The sequence below is a fragment of the Paenibacillus sp. strain BS8-2 genome (assembly GCF_054483835.1).
This window is the reverse complement of sequence record NZ_CM137010.1, coordinates 1,299,700-1,314,274: the sequence shown is the minus strand read 5'-3', so window position 1 is coordinate 1,314,274 and position 14,575 is coordinate 1,299,700. Positions and strand designations below refer to the sequence as shown.

Below are 14,575 nucleotides of genomic sequence, written 5' to 3'. Positions count from 1 at the left end.
TCGGGGCACACGAAGGCGGGTGAAATCAATTGGCAACAAACATGCGTGATATTAAGCGTGAGATTAAGAGCAAGCAGAACATGAAGCAAATCACGAAGGCGATGGAGATGGTTGCAGCTTCCAAGCTAAGAAAGGCTCAGGAAGGCGCAACAGCCGCTCGTCCTTACGCTGATAAGCTCAAAGAGGTTGTTGCGAGCATCGCCGCTGGTACAAAGGATGTGAAGCATCCTATGCTGGAGACGCGTCCCGTTAAGAAGACAGGATATCTTGTCATCACGTCGGACCGCGGTCTTGCAGGCGGATACAACTCCAATATCTTGCGTAAAGTGACGCAGACGATTAAGGAGAAACATCAGTCTACGGACGAATACGTACTGTTCGTGATTGGACGCAAAGGCCGGGATTACTTCCGCCGCCGCAACATGCCGATCGTCGAAGAAGTTATCGGTCTTCCGGATGCGCCTACGTTTGCGGACATTAAGTCCGTGGCGACAGCAGCTGTCCAGAAGTTCGCCGAGGGCGTATACGATGAGCTGTATCTGTACTACAACCAATTCGTCAACGCTATTACCCAGATTCCAACAGAATCCCGCTTGCTTCCTCTGGAAGAGATTAGCGAAGGTACATCTGTGTCGGCTTACGAATATGAGCCGTCGCCAGAGGGTGTACTGGAAGTGCTGTTGCCGAAGTATGCAGAGACGCTGATCTACAGTGCCGTGCTGGATGGCAAGGCTTCTGAATTTGGCGCTCGTATGACTGCAATGGGCAGCGCGACGAAAAATGCTACGAAGATGATTAGCCAGCTGACGCTGACGTACAACCGTGCACGTCAAGCGGCAATCACACAAGAGATTTCCGAGATCGTTGCGGGAGCTAACGCACAATCTTAAACTTTATAGGTTTGTATAAACCGAAGGAAGCAGGAGGGAAAGCAATGAAAACAGGACGCGTTGTATCCGTCATGGGTCCGGTCGTCGACCTTGAGTTCGAACGCGGCAGCTTGCCGGAGATTCTGAACGCGGTTAAGATCAGCCAAAAAGCAACAAATGGCGGTGTCGACATTAACCTTACGCTTGAAGTTGCCGTTCATCTTGGCGACAACATGGTTCGCGCAATTGCGATGAGCACAACGGACGGTCTGGTTCGCGGCATGCAAGCCGTTGATTCCGGCGCTCCGATTACAATCCCTGTAGGCGCTCCGACGCTTGGCCGCGTATTTAACGTACTCGGCGAGCCGATCGACGAAGCAGGCGATGTTACATCTGAAGTGAATCTTCCAATTCACCGTTCTGCTCCAGCGTTCGACGAGCTGTCCACGCAAGCAGAAATTCTTGAAACTGGCATTAAAGTTATCGACTTGCTTGCTCCTTACACCAAAGGCGGCAAGATCGGCCTGTTCGGCGGTGCCGGCGTAGGTAAGACGGTAACGATCCAAGAATTGATCAACAACATCGCACAAGAGCATGGCGGTATCTCCGTATTCGCTGGTGTAGGCGAGCGTACGCGTGAAGGTAACGACTTGTATCATGAGATGAAGGACTCCGGCGTACTGAGCAAAACAGCGATGGTATTCGGACAAATGAATGAGCCGCCAGGAGCGCGTGCGCGCGTTGCTTTGACGGGTCTGACAATGGCTGAATTCTTCCGCGACGAAGAAGGCCGTGACGTTCTATTGTTCGTCGACAACATCTTCCGCTTCACACAAGCAGGCTCCGAGGTTTCGGCCCTTCTGGGACGTATGCCATCGGCGGTAGGTTACCAGCCAACGCTGGCAACTGAGATGGGTCAACTGCAAGAGCGTATCACATCGACGAAAAAAGGTTCCGTAACATCGATCCAAGCGATCTATGTTCCAGCGGATGATTACACGGATCCGGCTCCAGCTACGGCGTTTGCTCACCTTGATGCAACGACGAACCTTGAGCGTAAAATTTCCGAGATGGGGATCTTCCCAGCGGTTGATCCGCTTGCATCCTCTTCCCGTATCCTGTCGCCAGAAGTTCTTGGCGAAGAGCATTACAATGTAGCTCAAGGCGTGAAGAAAATTCTTCAGCGCTACAAAGAGCTTCAAGATATTATCGCGATTCTTGGTATGGACGAGCTGAGTGAAGAAGACAAAGTAACAGTTGGCCGCGCACGTCGTATCCAATTGTTCTTGTCCCAACCATTCCACGTAGCAGAGCCATTCACAGGCAACAAAGGCGTTTACGTTCCTGTTAAAGAATCTGTACGCAGCTTCAAGGAAATTCTCGAGGGCAAACATGACAATCTTCCGGAAGAAGCTTTCCGTTATGTAGGTGTCATCGAACAGGCCGTGGAGAAAGCCAGCACGCTTTAATAGCGAAAGGCGGGAGGAATCCACATGAGTACCTTTTTGGTAGAAATCGTAACGCCCGAGCGCAAAGTGTACGAAGAGACTGCGAACATGGTGAGCGTAAAAGGTTCGGAAGGCGAGTTAGGCATACTGCCTAACCACATTCCGCTCGTAACGCCGCTTCGCATTGCTCCGGTTACGATCAAGCGCGGAGGAGTTGTAGATGTTGTTGCCGTGAACGGCGGCTTCATCGAAGTCCGTAAGGATAAAATCGTTATTCTGGCAGAAAGCGCTGAGCTTTCGAGGGATATCGATGTGAAGCGTGCAGAAGCGGCTAAGAAACGTGCGGAGGATCGCCTTGCTTCCAAGCAGGACGAATTCGACTATCGTAGAGCTGAGCTGGCATTGCAACGCGCGATGAACCGTCTGAACGTAGGACGCTAATCGGTTTGAATGAAAAGGAAGCAGGGACAATCGTCTCTGCTTCCTTTTTTTGATATTTGGGGGATTATACAAATCTATAAAAAGATTGAGCGTTGGCTAGCAAGTTATTTTTATATAATTATTTGCATTATTATGATTGATAATATCAAAAAGTATATATAAACACGCATAATAATTATTAACTAAATTATTTTAATTCTTTTAGTTCTGTTGCCCTATTTTATTATCCAATTGTCGATAATTGTATGTTAATATAGTTGACATCAGAGAGACGAATAGGAGATCGGGGTGCTGCTATGTTTGATTGGCTCGGTATGAAAGAAGGTTTACCGCTTTGGGTTTCGTGGCGACTGAACAAAGACATCAAGGCTGATGTAGAGCAAATTTTTGAAGGCTTCGCAGAAACGCGCAAGGAGCTGCTGATGAATTGGGCAGAGGACCAGTGGCGCCAGATGGAGCGGCTCTGCACGGCTGTTGTTGGTGTATTAGATGGTAATCCCGAGAACATCCAATCCGCAGCACAAGCAGAGCGGCTGATGGCACAGCTGGATGTTGCACTTACTAGAGCGATGGATATGACTGAGATTTTTATAATAGATGGAGAGCGTAAGGTAGCTGCTACTACAAAACGCAGTCATCTAAACACATCTTATGGTGTTGAGAGCGTACTACATACGGGTTTAAATGTAGTCAATCCTTTAGGGCAAAGCGGTAAACCTTGTTTGTTCGGACCTTATCATGATGAGCTGACTCAAACCATCGGCCCTCGTTCGTCATCATTCCACGATGCGATGACGCTGATGTTCATGCTCCCGATCGAGATTGGCGGCAAAACAGTTGGTATCTTATGTGGACGAGTGCCGAACGATGTGATTGGCGACTTGATTCAGCGCGAATCCGGTCATATCTATCCCGATTCTGGCGACAACTATCTCTTTATGGCGGAGCCTGGACTTAATGTTCATATTAAGCCAGGTACGGCACTTTCGAGAAGCCGCTTCGAGGATCGTACGTTCACGCATGGCGAGAACTTGAAGGATGGCGTTACGACGAAATGGGGAACCGTATCCATCAAGGATCATACGGAGCTCGAAATTCTGTTCACGGATCCTGCGACCGGAGAACTACATCCCGGCGTATCCAATACAATCAGAAACGGGAGCAACCTGTTTGTCGAGTTTCCTGGTTACTCCGACTATCGCCACATCCCCGTTATCGGGAAAGGTGTTACTTTCCAGCTGCCGCATTGCCCTGATAAGTGGGGGATGATGTGCGAAGGTGATCTCGAAGAGGTGTACCGCATTCGCAGCATTGGCTGGAGACAACGTAAGCTGCATCTAGTCACGACCATCGTCGCAAGTGTGCTGACAGTCGTGTTGATTGCTTTAATCGCCAAGCAGGGATCCCCATGGCTGATCGCGGCGGCCGCAGGTGGATTCAATCTGTTGTTCGGACTTCTCGTGAGCGGTGCGTTCAAGCGCAAGGAAGAGAACCGAGTCATCCAGCATCTGCGGTCAGTGACGCGGTTCATTCGGATGAATGCAGAGGGCAAAGGTGACTTGACCCAACGGCTGCCGCTAGAGCAATTCGACAATGATGAGCTTAAAGATATATCCAAATGGCTTAATAATATGATGGATTCTCTGGAGGGTATCATGCTTCAAGTGAAGCTGGCAGCGTCGGACGTTACAACAAGCCAGCGTACGCTGCATGAATCAGCTGCAATGACTACCAGCTCGACTGGGCGAGTGAGCAGCCAAATTACGGATATGATCGGCAGTATTCGGTTGCAGCTGAAGGACATCGATATGGCTAAGGAAACAGCCGATACGATGAGGGATACGCTGCAGCAAATGGAAGAGGAAGCGGAGCGACAAATTCTGGTCGCACAGTCCGAGGTCGATCGGATCGGAGATAAGATGAAACATATCTCCGAAAAGGTCGGAGAAACTAATGTGACCATTCATCATTTTATGAACACTGTGGAAGAAATACAGAACGTGTTGCAAGTCATAGAGCAAATTTCGTCTCAGACGAATTTGCTTGCACTCAATGCTTCGATTGAAGCGGCTAGAGTAGGCGAGCAAGGCAGAGGCTTTGCCGTTGTTGCAAACGAGATCAGGAAGCTTGCGACGATGACGAAGGAATCTACCGAAGAAGTGCACGCGATTACTCATAATATCTACACAGAAGCGAAGAAAGCATTTGTCTCCATGGAAGAGGGTACACAAGTTGTCGAAGAGGGTAATAAGCTCGTTGCGGCTGCGATCGGAACGCTAAGCGACGTAAGTAATCGAGATGCTCGCAAATCGGCTGTCGTCGAAGAGGTCGTACAGCTGCTCGAGAACATCGCGCTCGTGAGCCGGAAGAATCGCAAGGTGTCTGCCGAAGTGGAAGGTCGCGTTAAAGAGCTGATCGGCGAGATGGACAATGTCCAGCAAACCTCGCAACATGTAGAGTCGATTACGTCGCTTATGCACCAGCTTGTCGGTCAATTCAAGTTAACGGAATCACGAGCTAGATAACAACATAACAAGATAAATGTCAAAAGCCTGCTAGATGCCGTCGGTGTCTCGCAGGCTTTTTGCAATTCTAAGAGAGTATAAGAACCAGCGGTGTTATGTGCATGCGCGCACATAATTTTTCCATGGATGAGTTATCCTATGTAAAGTCAGATCCTGAAGAACGGAGGGTATCCATGTTCGGAACGTATATGTCGAAGAAAGCCAAGAAGGGTCAAGTCAAATCGGAGGACAAGGAGCGCCGTTCTCCGGGAGCGGATCAGCTGGTCGAGAATCAAATGAAAGCATATGAGAAACAGCCATTGCTCCCCGACTTGCCGCGATTAATCGCAAAGCTGAAAGAGGAGATGGGAGAAAGCTCCGATCTAACAATACGCGGACTCAATCTGACTGAACGCAAAGGCAAGGATGGCGATAAGGATATCGCCATCGTCTATATACAAGGTATGGTGGAAGACGAACGTCTGGATGAATATATTTTAAGCCCTATTCAACACGACGAGGAGCTTCTTGATCGATTGAAGATGCTGAAGTCGCGTGTGCGGCCGGCTGATGCGAGTACGCTAGATGAACCGGTGCTAAGAAGGATCAAAGGGCATCTTTTGTCGATAGGACTTATGGTGGAGATCGAAAATTTTAAGGATCTGTTCGAACGACTGTTTCTTGGCTATGCGGTGGTGCTAATCGACGGAAGCAGTGTCGGGATCGGGTGTAATGTATATGGCGGACCGAAGCGGGGCGTTGAGGAACCGAAGACCGAAATGCTGATTCGGGGGCCGCGTGAAGGTTTCACGGAATCGATTCGCGTTAATACGATCTTGCTGCGGAGGAAGATCCGCAGTCCGAAGCTATGGCTCGAGCAGCATAAGGTTGGGGAAATCACGCAGACACCTGTAGCATTTGCTTATATTAAGGGTCTTGCAGACGAAGACGTGCTTGAGGATTTGCGCAATCGAGTTCAGAGTATCAACATCGACGGCATTCTGGAGTCGAGTTATATCGAAGAGCTTGTTGGCGATCAGAGATGGACGCCGTTTCCGACGGTGATCAGCCACGAGCGACCCGATGTCATTGCGGGCAATTTGCTGGAAGGGCGAATTGCAATCATCGTGGACGGTACACCGTTTGTCCTGGTGATACCATCGACACTTAATATGTTTTTTCAAGCGGCGGAGGATTATTATCAAACCTATCAGATGGCTACGTTTCTGCGTATGCTGCGATTCGTTTCGTTTTTTATCGCGCTTCTTATGCCATCCATCTATGTGGCGATCATCGGCTATCACCAGGAAATGATCCCAACACAGCTATTGCTTAAGCTGGCCGCCCAACGAGAAGGCGTGCCTTTCCCAGCTTATATGGAGGCCTTCATTATGGAGCTCGTATTCGAAATTTTGCGCGAAGCTGTACTTCGGATGCCTAGCACCGCCGGCAGTGCGATCTCGATCGTTGGCGGTCTCGTTATCGGTCAATCCATTGTTGAAGCGGGTATCGTGTCGTCCGCGGTTGTTATCGTTGTTTCGTTTACGGCGATATCCAGCTTCGTTGCTCCCGTATATAGCTTGGGGATTGCAGCGAGACTACTGCGATTTCTTTTGTTGCTTGCAGCATCGACGCTCGGCTTCTATGGCATTGCGTTAGTTATGCTGCTCATCCTGCTCCATCTAAGCAATTTACGTTCATTTGGGGTGCCATACCTGAAGCCGTTTGGTCCTTTCTTCTGGAAGGATTTGAAAGATACATTTGTTCGGGCTCCGCTCTGGAGGATGAAGGAACGGCCAAAGGGGCTGGCTCTGAACAATCCGCAGCGGGAAGATTCTCCAGTGCAGCCGAGAAAGGAGCCGTCCCAATGATCGGGGAGAATGGCGGCGCGGGGATATTCAAGATGCAAGGATGGACTTGGCGTGCGCTTCGTCGTATGGCTGTTACGATACTCGGTATTGCCTTGATCCTTCCGCTCGCAGGCTGCTGGGATATTCGTTATCTCGATAAACTTGGCGTTGTTATCGCGCTTGGTGTGGATGATGACCCGAGCGAGAAGTTCCGATACGAGCTTACGGTACAAGTTGTATTGCCGCAGAACGCCACGACTGGAGATGGAGGCGGAAACGGAAGCCCCGTCATGACGTTGACCGAGAGAGGCGATACGTTGTTCGAGGCGATCAGGAAAATGTCGGCAAAAACGTCCAGGCGGTTGTTCTTCTCCCATACACAGCTGCTCGTCATCAGTGAGAAAACGGCACGTAAGGGCATCTATCCGCTCATGGATCTGATCGATCGCAATGCAGATATCCGTGCCGACATCAGTATCGTCATCGCCCGCAATGTGAGCGCGGCTAAGCTTCTTAAGATTCGCACGCAAATGGAGTCGGTACCGGCTAATCAGATGAAAGAGATGATTACGGTCGACCAGAAGGCCAAAGGGCAAGTGTACAGTATGCTCGTCAGGGACGTGACGAGAATCTCGAATTCGCCGAGTCAGGCGTTTGCGTTGCCTGCAATGGGTGTAGATGGTGATCCCGATGCAGGCAGCACGAAGGAAATTGTGGACCGAATCGATCCCAAAGTATTGCCGGAGCTTACAACCATGGCGTTATTCGACAAGGGTAAGATGATTGGTTACATGTCTCCATCGCAATCTCGCGGGTTGGCTTGGGCGCTGAACAAGCTGGAGAATACGGTCGTCAAATTTCCTTGCTCCAACGGCAAGGGGCATTACATGACCGAGGTTATTCGTACGGCGACGGATATGGTTGCACAGAAACCCAAAGACGGTGGTGATCTGCCGGGGATCAAAATCCATGTGAGGTTAAACGCCAGTGTCCATGAAGTGACCTGTCCGGGACTATCCACGCATGCCGAGCAGACACTTCAAACAATAGAGGAGAAGTTAGACGGTGCAATTGGTGCCGAGATAGAATCGACCATCAAATGGCTGCAACAAAAAAATGTGGATGCGATGGGATGGGGCGAACAAATCTATCGTAACGAGCCTGCTATATGGCGTCAGATCAGCTCCAACTGGGATTCGTTGTTTAAGCGAGTGCCATATACCATTGAGATTGTCAGCCATGTCGAATCCATGGGGTCCAGAACAGATTCTGTCACGAAATGAGGGATAGCGCAGCATGCTGGAAGAGCTCTTGATCGCAGGTTTGATTCTAATCGCCACGATCGTCATACTTAAGCGGAATTTGGCCAAGAAGCAGACCAAAGAAGCAGTGTGGGCGGTTCTCATTCTGTGGGCGGCGGGCTGCTTGCAGGCAGCCATCTCGCTCCATTTGCCTATCAGCTTGCCGACGGATTGGATCGAGAATGTGACCGCTCCGATTTATGTCCCTATTTTAGCTTGGATAAAGGGAGGGTAACGATGTCCATCAAACAAATGTTCTCGAACGGAGAAATTACTGCGGGCCAGATGTCCAAGATTGTCTATCTTTTTTCACTGGGGAGCGCGGCGCTAATTGTACCGTCGGCTGTTATTTCCATCGCGAGACAAGACGGATGGGCGTCGATGCTGCTTGCCATCCCGGTGCAATATGCAGTCTTGTTGGTGTACCTAGCCTTGATGAAACGATTTCCCCGGTTATCCATTGTACAATATTCGGAGATTATTGCAGGTAAGTGGATTGGAAAGGTAATCGGGCTGACGTTTATATTCTTTTTTCTGACGCTAAGTATGCTTGTGCTGCGTAATCTGGTCGACTTTATGAGCAAGACCGTGCTGCCCCAGACACCGACTTGGTTTATTAGCGCTACGTTTATGTTTGTTATCATCTACGGTGTGTATCTAGGGATAGAAACAATCGCTCGCACGGGTGAAGTATTGTTTATATGGAGTCTATTCGTCCTTGTCATCATCACGCTCACCTTGCTTAATCAAGTGCATTTCGAGTACTTCCAGCCTGTTATGGGGGAAGGGGTTATGCCTATGCTCAAAGGCCTATATCCCGTCTTAGGTTTCCCTATTACGGAATGTGTCATAATTACAGCCATACTTCCTATGGTCGCGAAGTCGGAGCGAGAACAGCTCAGAAGCCGCATCTTCGGCGCGGTAGCAATGACCGGCGGGATCAGCTCATTGATCGTTATGCTGCTGATTGCGGTTATGGGTGTTGAGGAGACTAGCCGCAGCCCGTTTGCTGTCTACGAGATGGCAAAGATCATAAACATAGAAGAGATCCTGGTGCGTGTGGAAATTCTATTCGCAGTCGTTTGGGTGGGTACGGTGTTTATGAAACTGGCGTTATGCATGTACACGCTGTCGGTTATGCTTGGTCAGTTGCTCCAGCTTAAGACGTATCGCCCGCTTGTGTTCCCGCTTGGCATGCTGATTGTGCCCATGTCTCTGGTGATCTATCGCAATGGCGTTCACGCATCGAACTTTGCGATGAACGTCTGGACGGTATACAGTGCGGCGCAAGGTCTGATTATTCCGCTGTTATTATGGCTTGCTGCAATGATATTCCGTAAGCGGAGCAGTATCGACGGGAGGTTCTCTCCGAGAGAGTAACGGACATCTCGTTGCCTATAGCCGACTTTGATTTTCAGATTAAGGGGGTTGCGATGGTCAACTCCGTCATAGACGGTCGTGGAAGCATTTGTTATAATTGTGAGGAAAAATGAACGGTACCTTTCCTAGCATATAGAGCAGATCCCATACCACCCTTGTGACGGAGGCGATCATGTGGAGAATTACGTCAACCATTATGTTGTCGTTGCGATCTTTCTCGTGCTGGGCATTCTGTTGCCCGTAGTTGCTTTGCTGCTAGGCAAGGCGCTAAGACCGCACAAGCCGACTGAGCCTAAGAGCGGCACGTACGAAAGCGGCAATGAACCAGTAGGCGATGGTCAGGTCAGATTCAATGTCCGGTATTATTTGTTTGCACTTATGTTTGTGATCTTTGATGTGGAAACCGTTTTCTTATATCCGTGGGCCGTTGCATATAATAAGCTCGGCCTTTTTGTTCTGGTCGAAATGGTCATTTTCGCGGGAATGCTGCTCGTTGGACTCCTATATGCCTGGAAGAAGAGGGTGCTCAAATGGAATTGAACCTGGGATCGATAAGTATCGAGGAACGCAAGGAATTGGAGCGCAATGTTTTTTTCGGTACGCTGGAGAGCTTGAAGGCATGGGCACGAAGCAACTCGTTATGGCCGCTGACGTTCGGTCTTGCCTGCTGCGCCATCGAGATGATGGGCACGGGCGCGTCGCATTACGATCTCGACCGGTTCGGCGTCATGTTCCGCACATCGCCGCGGCAGTCAGACGTCATGATTGTATCGGGTACGGTCACGAAGAAGATGGGACCGCTGCTTCGCCGTCTGTACGATCAGATGCCGGAGCCGAAGTGGGTTATTGCGATGGGCTCCTGCGCAACCGCGGGCGGTCCGTACGTGAAGTCGTACGCCGTCATTAAAGGGGTCGACCAGATCGTGCCTGTAGATGTCTACATACCGGGCTGTCCGCCCAATCCCGCTGCGCTTATCTATGGCATCAACAAGCTGCAGGAGAAGATCCGATATGAGGCGAAGACCGGGAAGCAGGTGACCGGAGGATGAGTGAAGAGGAGCGCGAAGCCAAGCTGAAGGTAGCTGCTGAAGCGCGCGCCGCGAGAGCCGCCGCCAAGGCGAAAGCAGAAGCGGAGGCGGCAGGAGCGGGTGCCGGAGGAGAAGTCCCACCAGAAGCTGAGCCAAAGCCGCCGTCGATCCGCCTGCCTGAGCTGGAGCGGCTGCAGGAAATTCTACGGGGCGCAATCGCGGAGGATGCTTGGGACGAGGCTTACCTTAATGAGTTGAATGACGATATGCCGACAATTGTTCTTAAAGAAGGGCATTGGTTGGAAACAGCCAAGCTCCTAAAGTCGCATGCCGAGCTTCGGTTCGATTACTTACGTAACGTGACCGGAGTCGACTACGAGACTCATCTCGAAGTGGTCTACCATCTGTTGTCGCTCACGAGCAAGCAGGTCGTTGCCATTAAGATCCGTACGGATCGGGAGGCCGCTTCTGTATCGTCCGCTGCACCGGTATGGAAGTCGGCTGAGTGGAACGAGAGGGAAATCTATGACCTGTTAGGCATCGACTTTCCCGGACATCCCGATATGCGCCGCATTATGATGCCGGATGACTGGGTCGGCCATCCGCTTCGCAAAGACTACGAACCGCTCGATTCGGAGGTGTAGCCAGTCGATGATTCGCACAGAGGAATTGCTGCTTAACGTAGGGCCACAGCATCCCAGTACGCACGGCGTGTTCCGCATTGTCGTCAAGCTCGACGGAGAAGTCATCACGGAAGCGACGCCTGTCATGGGTTATTTGCACAGAGGTACGGAGAAGCTCGCAGAAAACTTGAATTATACACAAATTATTCCTTATACCGACCGGATGGATTACGTCTCGGCCATGACCAACAATTACGTACTGGTTCATGCCGTGGAGAAAATGATGGGGCTAGAGGTGCCGCTTCGCGCAGAGTTTATGCGGCTGATCGTCATGGAGCTGCAGCGTGTAGCGAGCCACCTCGTCTGGTGGGGCACTTACCTGCTCGACATCGGTGCGATGAGCCCGTTTCTGTATGCGTTTCGAGATCGCGAAATCATCATTAATTTATTTAACGAGCTGTGCGGGGCGCGGCTTACATACAATTACATGCGAGTAGGCGGCGTCAAGTGGGATGCTCCACCGGGGTGGATGGATAAGGTCGAAGCGTTTCTCCCATACATGGAGAAAAAGCTGGAAGAATACGACAAGCTGGTGTCCGGTAACGAAATATTTCTGGCGCGCATCAAGGGGGTCGGACGTTACGACGCAGAGACTGCGATAAGCTACGGGCTGTCAGGCGCGAATTTGCGCTGTACAGGCGTCAAGTGGGATCTGCGCAAGGATGAGCCGTACAGCCTCTACGACCGGTTCGAATTCGACGTGCCTGTGGGTACGAACGGTGATTGTTATGACCGTTACCTGATTAGGCTGGAGGAGATTCGCCAGAGTCTGCGAATACTTAAGCAAGCGGTTGCGCAGTTCCCTCAAGGCGGGGAGACCATGGGCAAGGTGCCTCGCGCGATTCGCCCGCCCGCCGGCGAAGCTTATGTCCGCATCGAATCACCGCGTGGCGAGATCGGCTGCCATATCGTGTCCAAAGGCAAAGCCGAACCTTACCGGCTCAAATTCAGGCGTCCTTCATTCGTTAACTTGGGTATTTTGCCGAAGCTGCTTGTCGGGGAGTCGATGACGAATCTCATTACGATTCTTGGAGGCATCGACATCGTAGTCGGGGAGGTGGACTGCTGATGGGCGCTTGGCTGAATGAGACATTGACTTGGGGCAATGCCTTTATCCTGTTCCTCTGGTGTATGGTCTTCCTGCTCATCGTATTAGGTTTTGTTACCTACGCCATCTACTACGAACGCAAAGTCATCGGCTGGATGCAGCTCCGGATCGGACCGAACAGGGTCGGACCGCTGGGACTGCTTCAAACAGTCGCAGATATTCTAAAGTTATTGATCAAAGAAGATACCATCCCCCGTAAGGCAGACCGAGTACTGTTTATACTAGCGCCTGCTCTTGCATTCGTACCGGCTTTTGCAGTGCTTGCGGTCATTCCGTATACGGAGCAGCTTTATTTCGCCGACCTCAACGTGGGGCTGCTCTATTATATCGCGCTCTCCGGCATCACAACGCTTGGTATGGTGCTCGGCGGCTGGGCATCCAACAACAAATACGCCTTGCTGGGCGGCATGCGCTCCGCGGCCCAGATGATCAGCTACGAAGTGCCGCTCGTCATCTCGGTTGTCGGCGTCATTCTGCTTAGCGGTAGTCTTAATCTGAAGACGATTGTTGCGGCGCAGGGCGATTGGTTCTGGGAGTGGAACTTTCTGCCGCAAATCATCGGCTTTGCCGTTTTCTACATTGCGGCTGTGTCGGAGCTGAACCGGACGCCGTTCGACCTGCCGGAGGCCGAATCCGAGCTGGTAGCTGGATATCACGTCGAATACAGCGGCTTTCGTTTCGCGTTTTTTATGTTATCAGAGTACGTATACGTCTACGCGATCGCAGCGCTGACCACGGTACTTTTTTTGGGCGGATGGCATCCGCCTGCACCGTTTCTTGATTTTGTACCTGGTTTGATCTGGTTTCTGCTCAAATTCGTTGCCGTCGTGTTCTCGTTCTTCTGGATTCGCGCTACGTTCCCGCGTGTTCGCGTCGATCAATTGATGGGTCTTGGTTGGAAGGTGCTGCTGCCCGTCGCGCTGCTTAATGTCTTCCTGACGGCGCTTTATCTGGAGTTGTTCGTCAAATAAGGAGTGGAGGAATGACCATGCTAAGCGGAATGCTGCAAGGCCTTGGCGTCACGTTGAAGTCGCTGACGGCTCCCAAGGTTACGACGTCTTATCCCGATGAGCCGATTCTTATGCCGGACCGGTTCCGGGGCATTCAACATTTTATCCCCGAGCTCTGCATCGTCTGCAACCAGTGTGCGAGGATCTGCCCAACGGACTGCATTACGCTGACTGGCAAGCCGAACCCGGATCCCGAGAAGCGAGGCAAGGTGATCGACACATTCGATATTAATTTCGAGATCTGTATTCTGTGCGATCTGTGCACGGAGGTGTGTCCGACTGAGGCAATCGTCATGACGAATGAATTTGAGCTTGCCGCTTACAGTCGAGACGAACTATATAAGGATGCGCAGTGGCTGACGGACAACAATTCGCTTGTGCGCAAAGACAATAACAACATCGGAGCACCGGCCAAAGGAGGCGCCAAATAATTGTTCAACCTAGATATTACCGGACCTCTCGTCGCGTTCTTCATCTTCGCCGCTGTCATGATTGCCGGCGCCGTGCTGATGATCAGCCTAGAGAAGGTTGTCCATATGGTCGTGTCCATGGCGGCGGTCTTCCTGGGACTGGCGGGAATGTACGTGCTGCTGGACGCCGAATTCGCGGCTTTCGTCCAGGTGCTCATATATGCAGGTGCGGTATCGATCTTGATGGTCTTCGGTATTATGATGACCAAACACAATGCCGAGAAGGAGCCGGTGCGAGCGCTGCACGAAAGCTTGGCCGCTGCCGCCGCCCTCAGCTTATTCGGATTGTTGTTCTACGCCATCCGGACTACGGATATGCCGCAGCAGGGAACGATTAGCTTGGATACACAAACGGACAATACACTGGCAATCGGTGAGCTGCTATATACCGGTTATATCGTGCCGTTCGAACTGCTATCCATTCTGCTGACCGTGGCCTTTATCGGCGCCATCTCTCTGGCGAAGAAGGAGGCGGAATAACGA

At 51.1% G+C, this 14,575-nt stretch carries 15 protein-coding genes; all 15 read left to right on the top strand.

Translation table 11 applies throughout. The features are described from left to right. The first annotated feature begins 29 nt into the window (after positions 1 to 29). The 15 genes from atpG to ACX1C1_RS05600 all read left to right on the top strand — a co-directional run bounded on the left by atpG (position 30) and on the right by ACX1C1_RS05600 (position 14,572). A complete protein-coding gene (gene atpG / locus ACX1C1_RS05670; RefSeq protein WP_458956161.1) occupies positions 30 to 890 on the top strand; it encodes an ATP synthase F1 subunit gamma in 861 nt (286 codons plus the stop codon). Positions 891 to 934: 44 nt separating this feature from the next. After that, positions 935 to 2,338: a F0F1 ATP synthase subunit beta gene (gene atpD / locus ACX1C1_RS05665; protein WP_458956160.1), complete on the top strand. Its 1,404-nt coding sequence runs from the start codon at positions 935 to 937 to the stop codon at positions 2,336 to 2,338. Between the two features lie 24 nt (positions 2,339 to 2,362). Then, positions 2,363 to 2,758, top strand: coding sequence for a F0F1 ATP synthase subunit epsilon (locus tag ACX1C1_RS05660; RefSeq protein ID WP_458956159.1), 396 nt, complete (start codon positions 2,363 to 2,365; stop codon positions 2,756 to 2,758). A 296-nt stretch (positions 2,759 to 3,054) separates the two neighbouring features. Next, positions 3,055 to 5,283, top strand: a complete 2,229-nt coding sequence (locus ACX1C1_RS05655; RefSeq protein ID WP_458956158.1) for a methyl-accepting chemotaxis protein — start codon at positions 3,055 to 3,057, stop codon at positions 5,281 to 5,283. 173 nt (positions 5,284 to 5,456) lie between these two features. Continuing rightward, positions 5,457 to 7,133 (top strand): spore germination protein, encoded by a 1,677-nt coding sequence (locus ACX1C1_RS05650; protein WP_458956157.1) that lies wholly within the window; start codon positions 5,457 to 5,459, stop codon positions 7,131 to 7,133. Beyond that, entirely contained in the window at positions 7,130 to 8,395 is a 1,266-nt protein-coding gene (locus ACX1C1_RS05645) for a Ger(x)C family spore germination protein (RefSeq protein ID WP_458956156.1), read from the top strand. Before ACX1C1_RS05650 ends, ACX1C1_RS05645 begins: the two co-directional genes overlap by 4 nt. Positions 8,396 to 8,408: 13 nt before the next feature. Beyond that, positions 8,409 to 8,648, top strand: a complete 240-nt coding sequence (locus ACX1C1_RS05640) for a hypothetical protein (protein WP_458956155.1) — start codon at positions 8,409 to 8,411, stop codon at positions 8,646 to 8,648. A gap of 2 nt (positions 8,649 to 8,650) precedes the next feature. Further along, positions 8,651 to 9,793 carry a GerAB/ArcD/ProY family transporter gene (locus ACX1C1_RS05635; protein ID WP_458956154.1) on the top strand — a complete coding sequence of 381 codons (1,143 nt, stop codon included), beginning with the start codon at positions 8,651 to 8,653 and terminating at the stop codon, positions 9,791 to 9,793. Between the two features lie 174 nt (positions 9,794 to 9,967). Then, positions 9,968 to 10,333 (top strand): NADH-quinone oxidoreductase subunit A, encoded by a 366-nt coding sequence (locus tag ACX1C1_RS05630; protein ID WP_458956153.1) that lies wholly within the window; start codon positions 9,968 to 9,970, stop codon positions 10,331 to 10,333. After that, on the top strand, positions 10,324 to 10,842 hold the full coding sequence (locus tag ACX1C1_RS05625) for a NuoB/complex I 20 kDa subunit family protein (RefSeq protein WP_458956152.1): 519 nt from the start codon (positions 10,324 to 10,326) through the stop codon (positions 10,840 to 10,842). The genes ACX1C1_RS05630 and ACX1C1_RS05625 overlap by 10 nt, the downstream gene beginning before the upstream one ends. After that, positions 10,839 to 11,465 carry an NADH-quinone oxidoreductase subunit C gene (locus ACX1C1_RS05620; protein ID WP_458956151.1) on the top strand — a complete coding sequence of 209 codons (627 nt, stop codon included), beginning with the start codon at positions 10,839 to 10,841 and terminating at the stop codon, positions 11,463 to 11,465. The genes ACX1C1_RS05625 and ACX1C1_RS05620 overlap by 4 nt, the downstream gene beginning before the upstream one ends. A gap of 7 nt (positions 11,466 to 11,472) precedes the next feature. Then, on the top strand, positions 11,473 to 12,573 hold the full coding sequence (locus ACX1C1_RS05615) for an NADH-quinone oxidoreductase subunit D (protein ID WP_458956150.1): 1,101 nt from the start codon (positions 11,473 to 11,475) through the stop codon (positions 12,571 to 12,573). Next, entirely contained in the window at positions 12,573 to 13,583 is a 1,011-nt protein-coding gene (nuoH, locus tag ACX1C1_RS05610) for an NADH-quinone oxidoreductase subunit NuoH (protein WP_458956149.1), read from the top strand. The genes ACX1C1_RS05615 and nuoH overlap by 1 nt, the downstream gene beginning before the upstream one ends. Before the next feature lie 11 nt (positions 13,584 to 13,594). Further along, a complete protein-coding gene (nuoI, locus tag ACX1C1_RS05605) occupies positions 13,595 to 14,053 on the top strand; it encodes an NADH-quinone oxidoreductase subunit NuoI (RefSeq protein ID WP_458956148.1) in 459 nt (152 codons plus the stop codon). Continuing rightward, positions 14,054 to 14,572 (top strand): NADH-quinone oxidoreductase subunit J, encoded by a 519-nt coding sequence (locus ACX1C1_RS05600; protein ID WP_458956147.1) that lies wholly within the window; start codon positions 14,054 to 14,056, stop codon positions 14,570 to 14,572. Positions 14,573 to 14,575: the final 3 nt, after the last annotated feature.

Excerpts from the sequence above, each read along its gene's own strand:
- atpD (WP_458956160.1), top strand. The coding sequence starts at position 935 with ATGAAAACAGGACGCGTTGTATCCGTCATGGGTCCGGTCGTCGACCTT.
- ACX1C1_RS05660 (WP_458956159.1), top strand. The coding sequence starts at position 2,363 with ATGAGTACCTTTTTGGTAGAAATCGTAACGCCCGAGCGCAAAGTGTAC.
- ACX1C1_RS05655 (WP_458956158.1), top strand. The coding sequence starts at position 3,055 with ATGTTTGATTGGCTCGGTATGAAAGAAGGTTTACCGCTTTGGGTTTCG.
- ACX1C1_RS05650 (WP_458956157.1), top strand. The coding sequence starts at position 5,457 with ATGTTCGGAACGTATATGTCGAAGAAAGCCAAGAAGGGTCAAGTCAAA.
- ACX1C1_RS05645 (WP_458956156.1), top strand. The coding sequence starts at position 7,130 with ATGATCGGGGAGAATGGCGGCGCGGGGATATTCAAGATGCAAGGATGG.
- ACX1C1_RS05640 (WP_458956155.1), top strand. The coding sequence starts at position 8,409 with ATGCTGGAAGAGCTCTTGATCGCAGGTTTGATTCTAATCGCCACGATC.
- ACX1C1_RS05635 (WP_458956154.1), top strand. The coding sequence starts at position 8,651 with ATGTCCATCAAACAAATGTTCTCGAACGGAGAAATTACTGCGGGCCAG.
- ACX1C1_RS05625 (WP_458956152.1), top strand. The coding sequence starts at position 10,324 with ATGGAATTGAACCTGGGATCGATAAGTATCGAGGAACGCAAGGAATTG.
- ACX1C1_RS05620 (WP_458956151.1), top strand. The coding sequence starts at position 10,839 with ATGAGTGAAGAGGAGCGCGAAGCCAAGCTGAAGGTAGCTGCTGAAGCG.
- ACX1C1_RS05615 (WP_458956150.1), top strand. The coding sequence starts at position 11,473 with ATGATTCGCACAGAGGAATTGCTGCTTAACGTAGGGCCACAGCATCCC.
- nuoH (WP_458956149.1), top strand. The coding sequence starts at position 12,573 with ATGGGCGCTTGGCTGAATGAGACATTGACTTGGGGCAATGCCTTTATC.
- nuoI (WP_458956148.1), top strand. The coding sequence starts at position 13,595 with ATGACCATGCTAAGCGGAATGCTGCAAGGCCTTGGCGTCACGTTGAAG.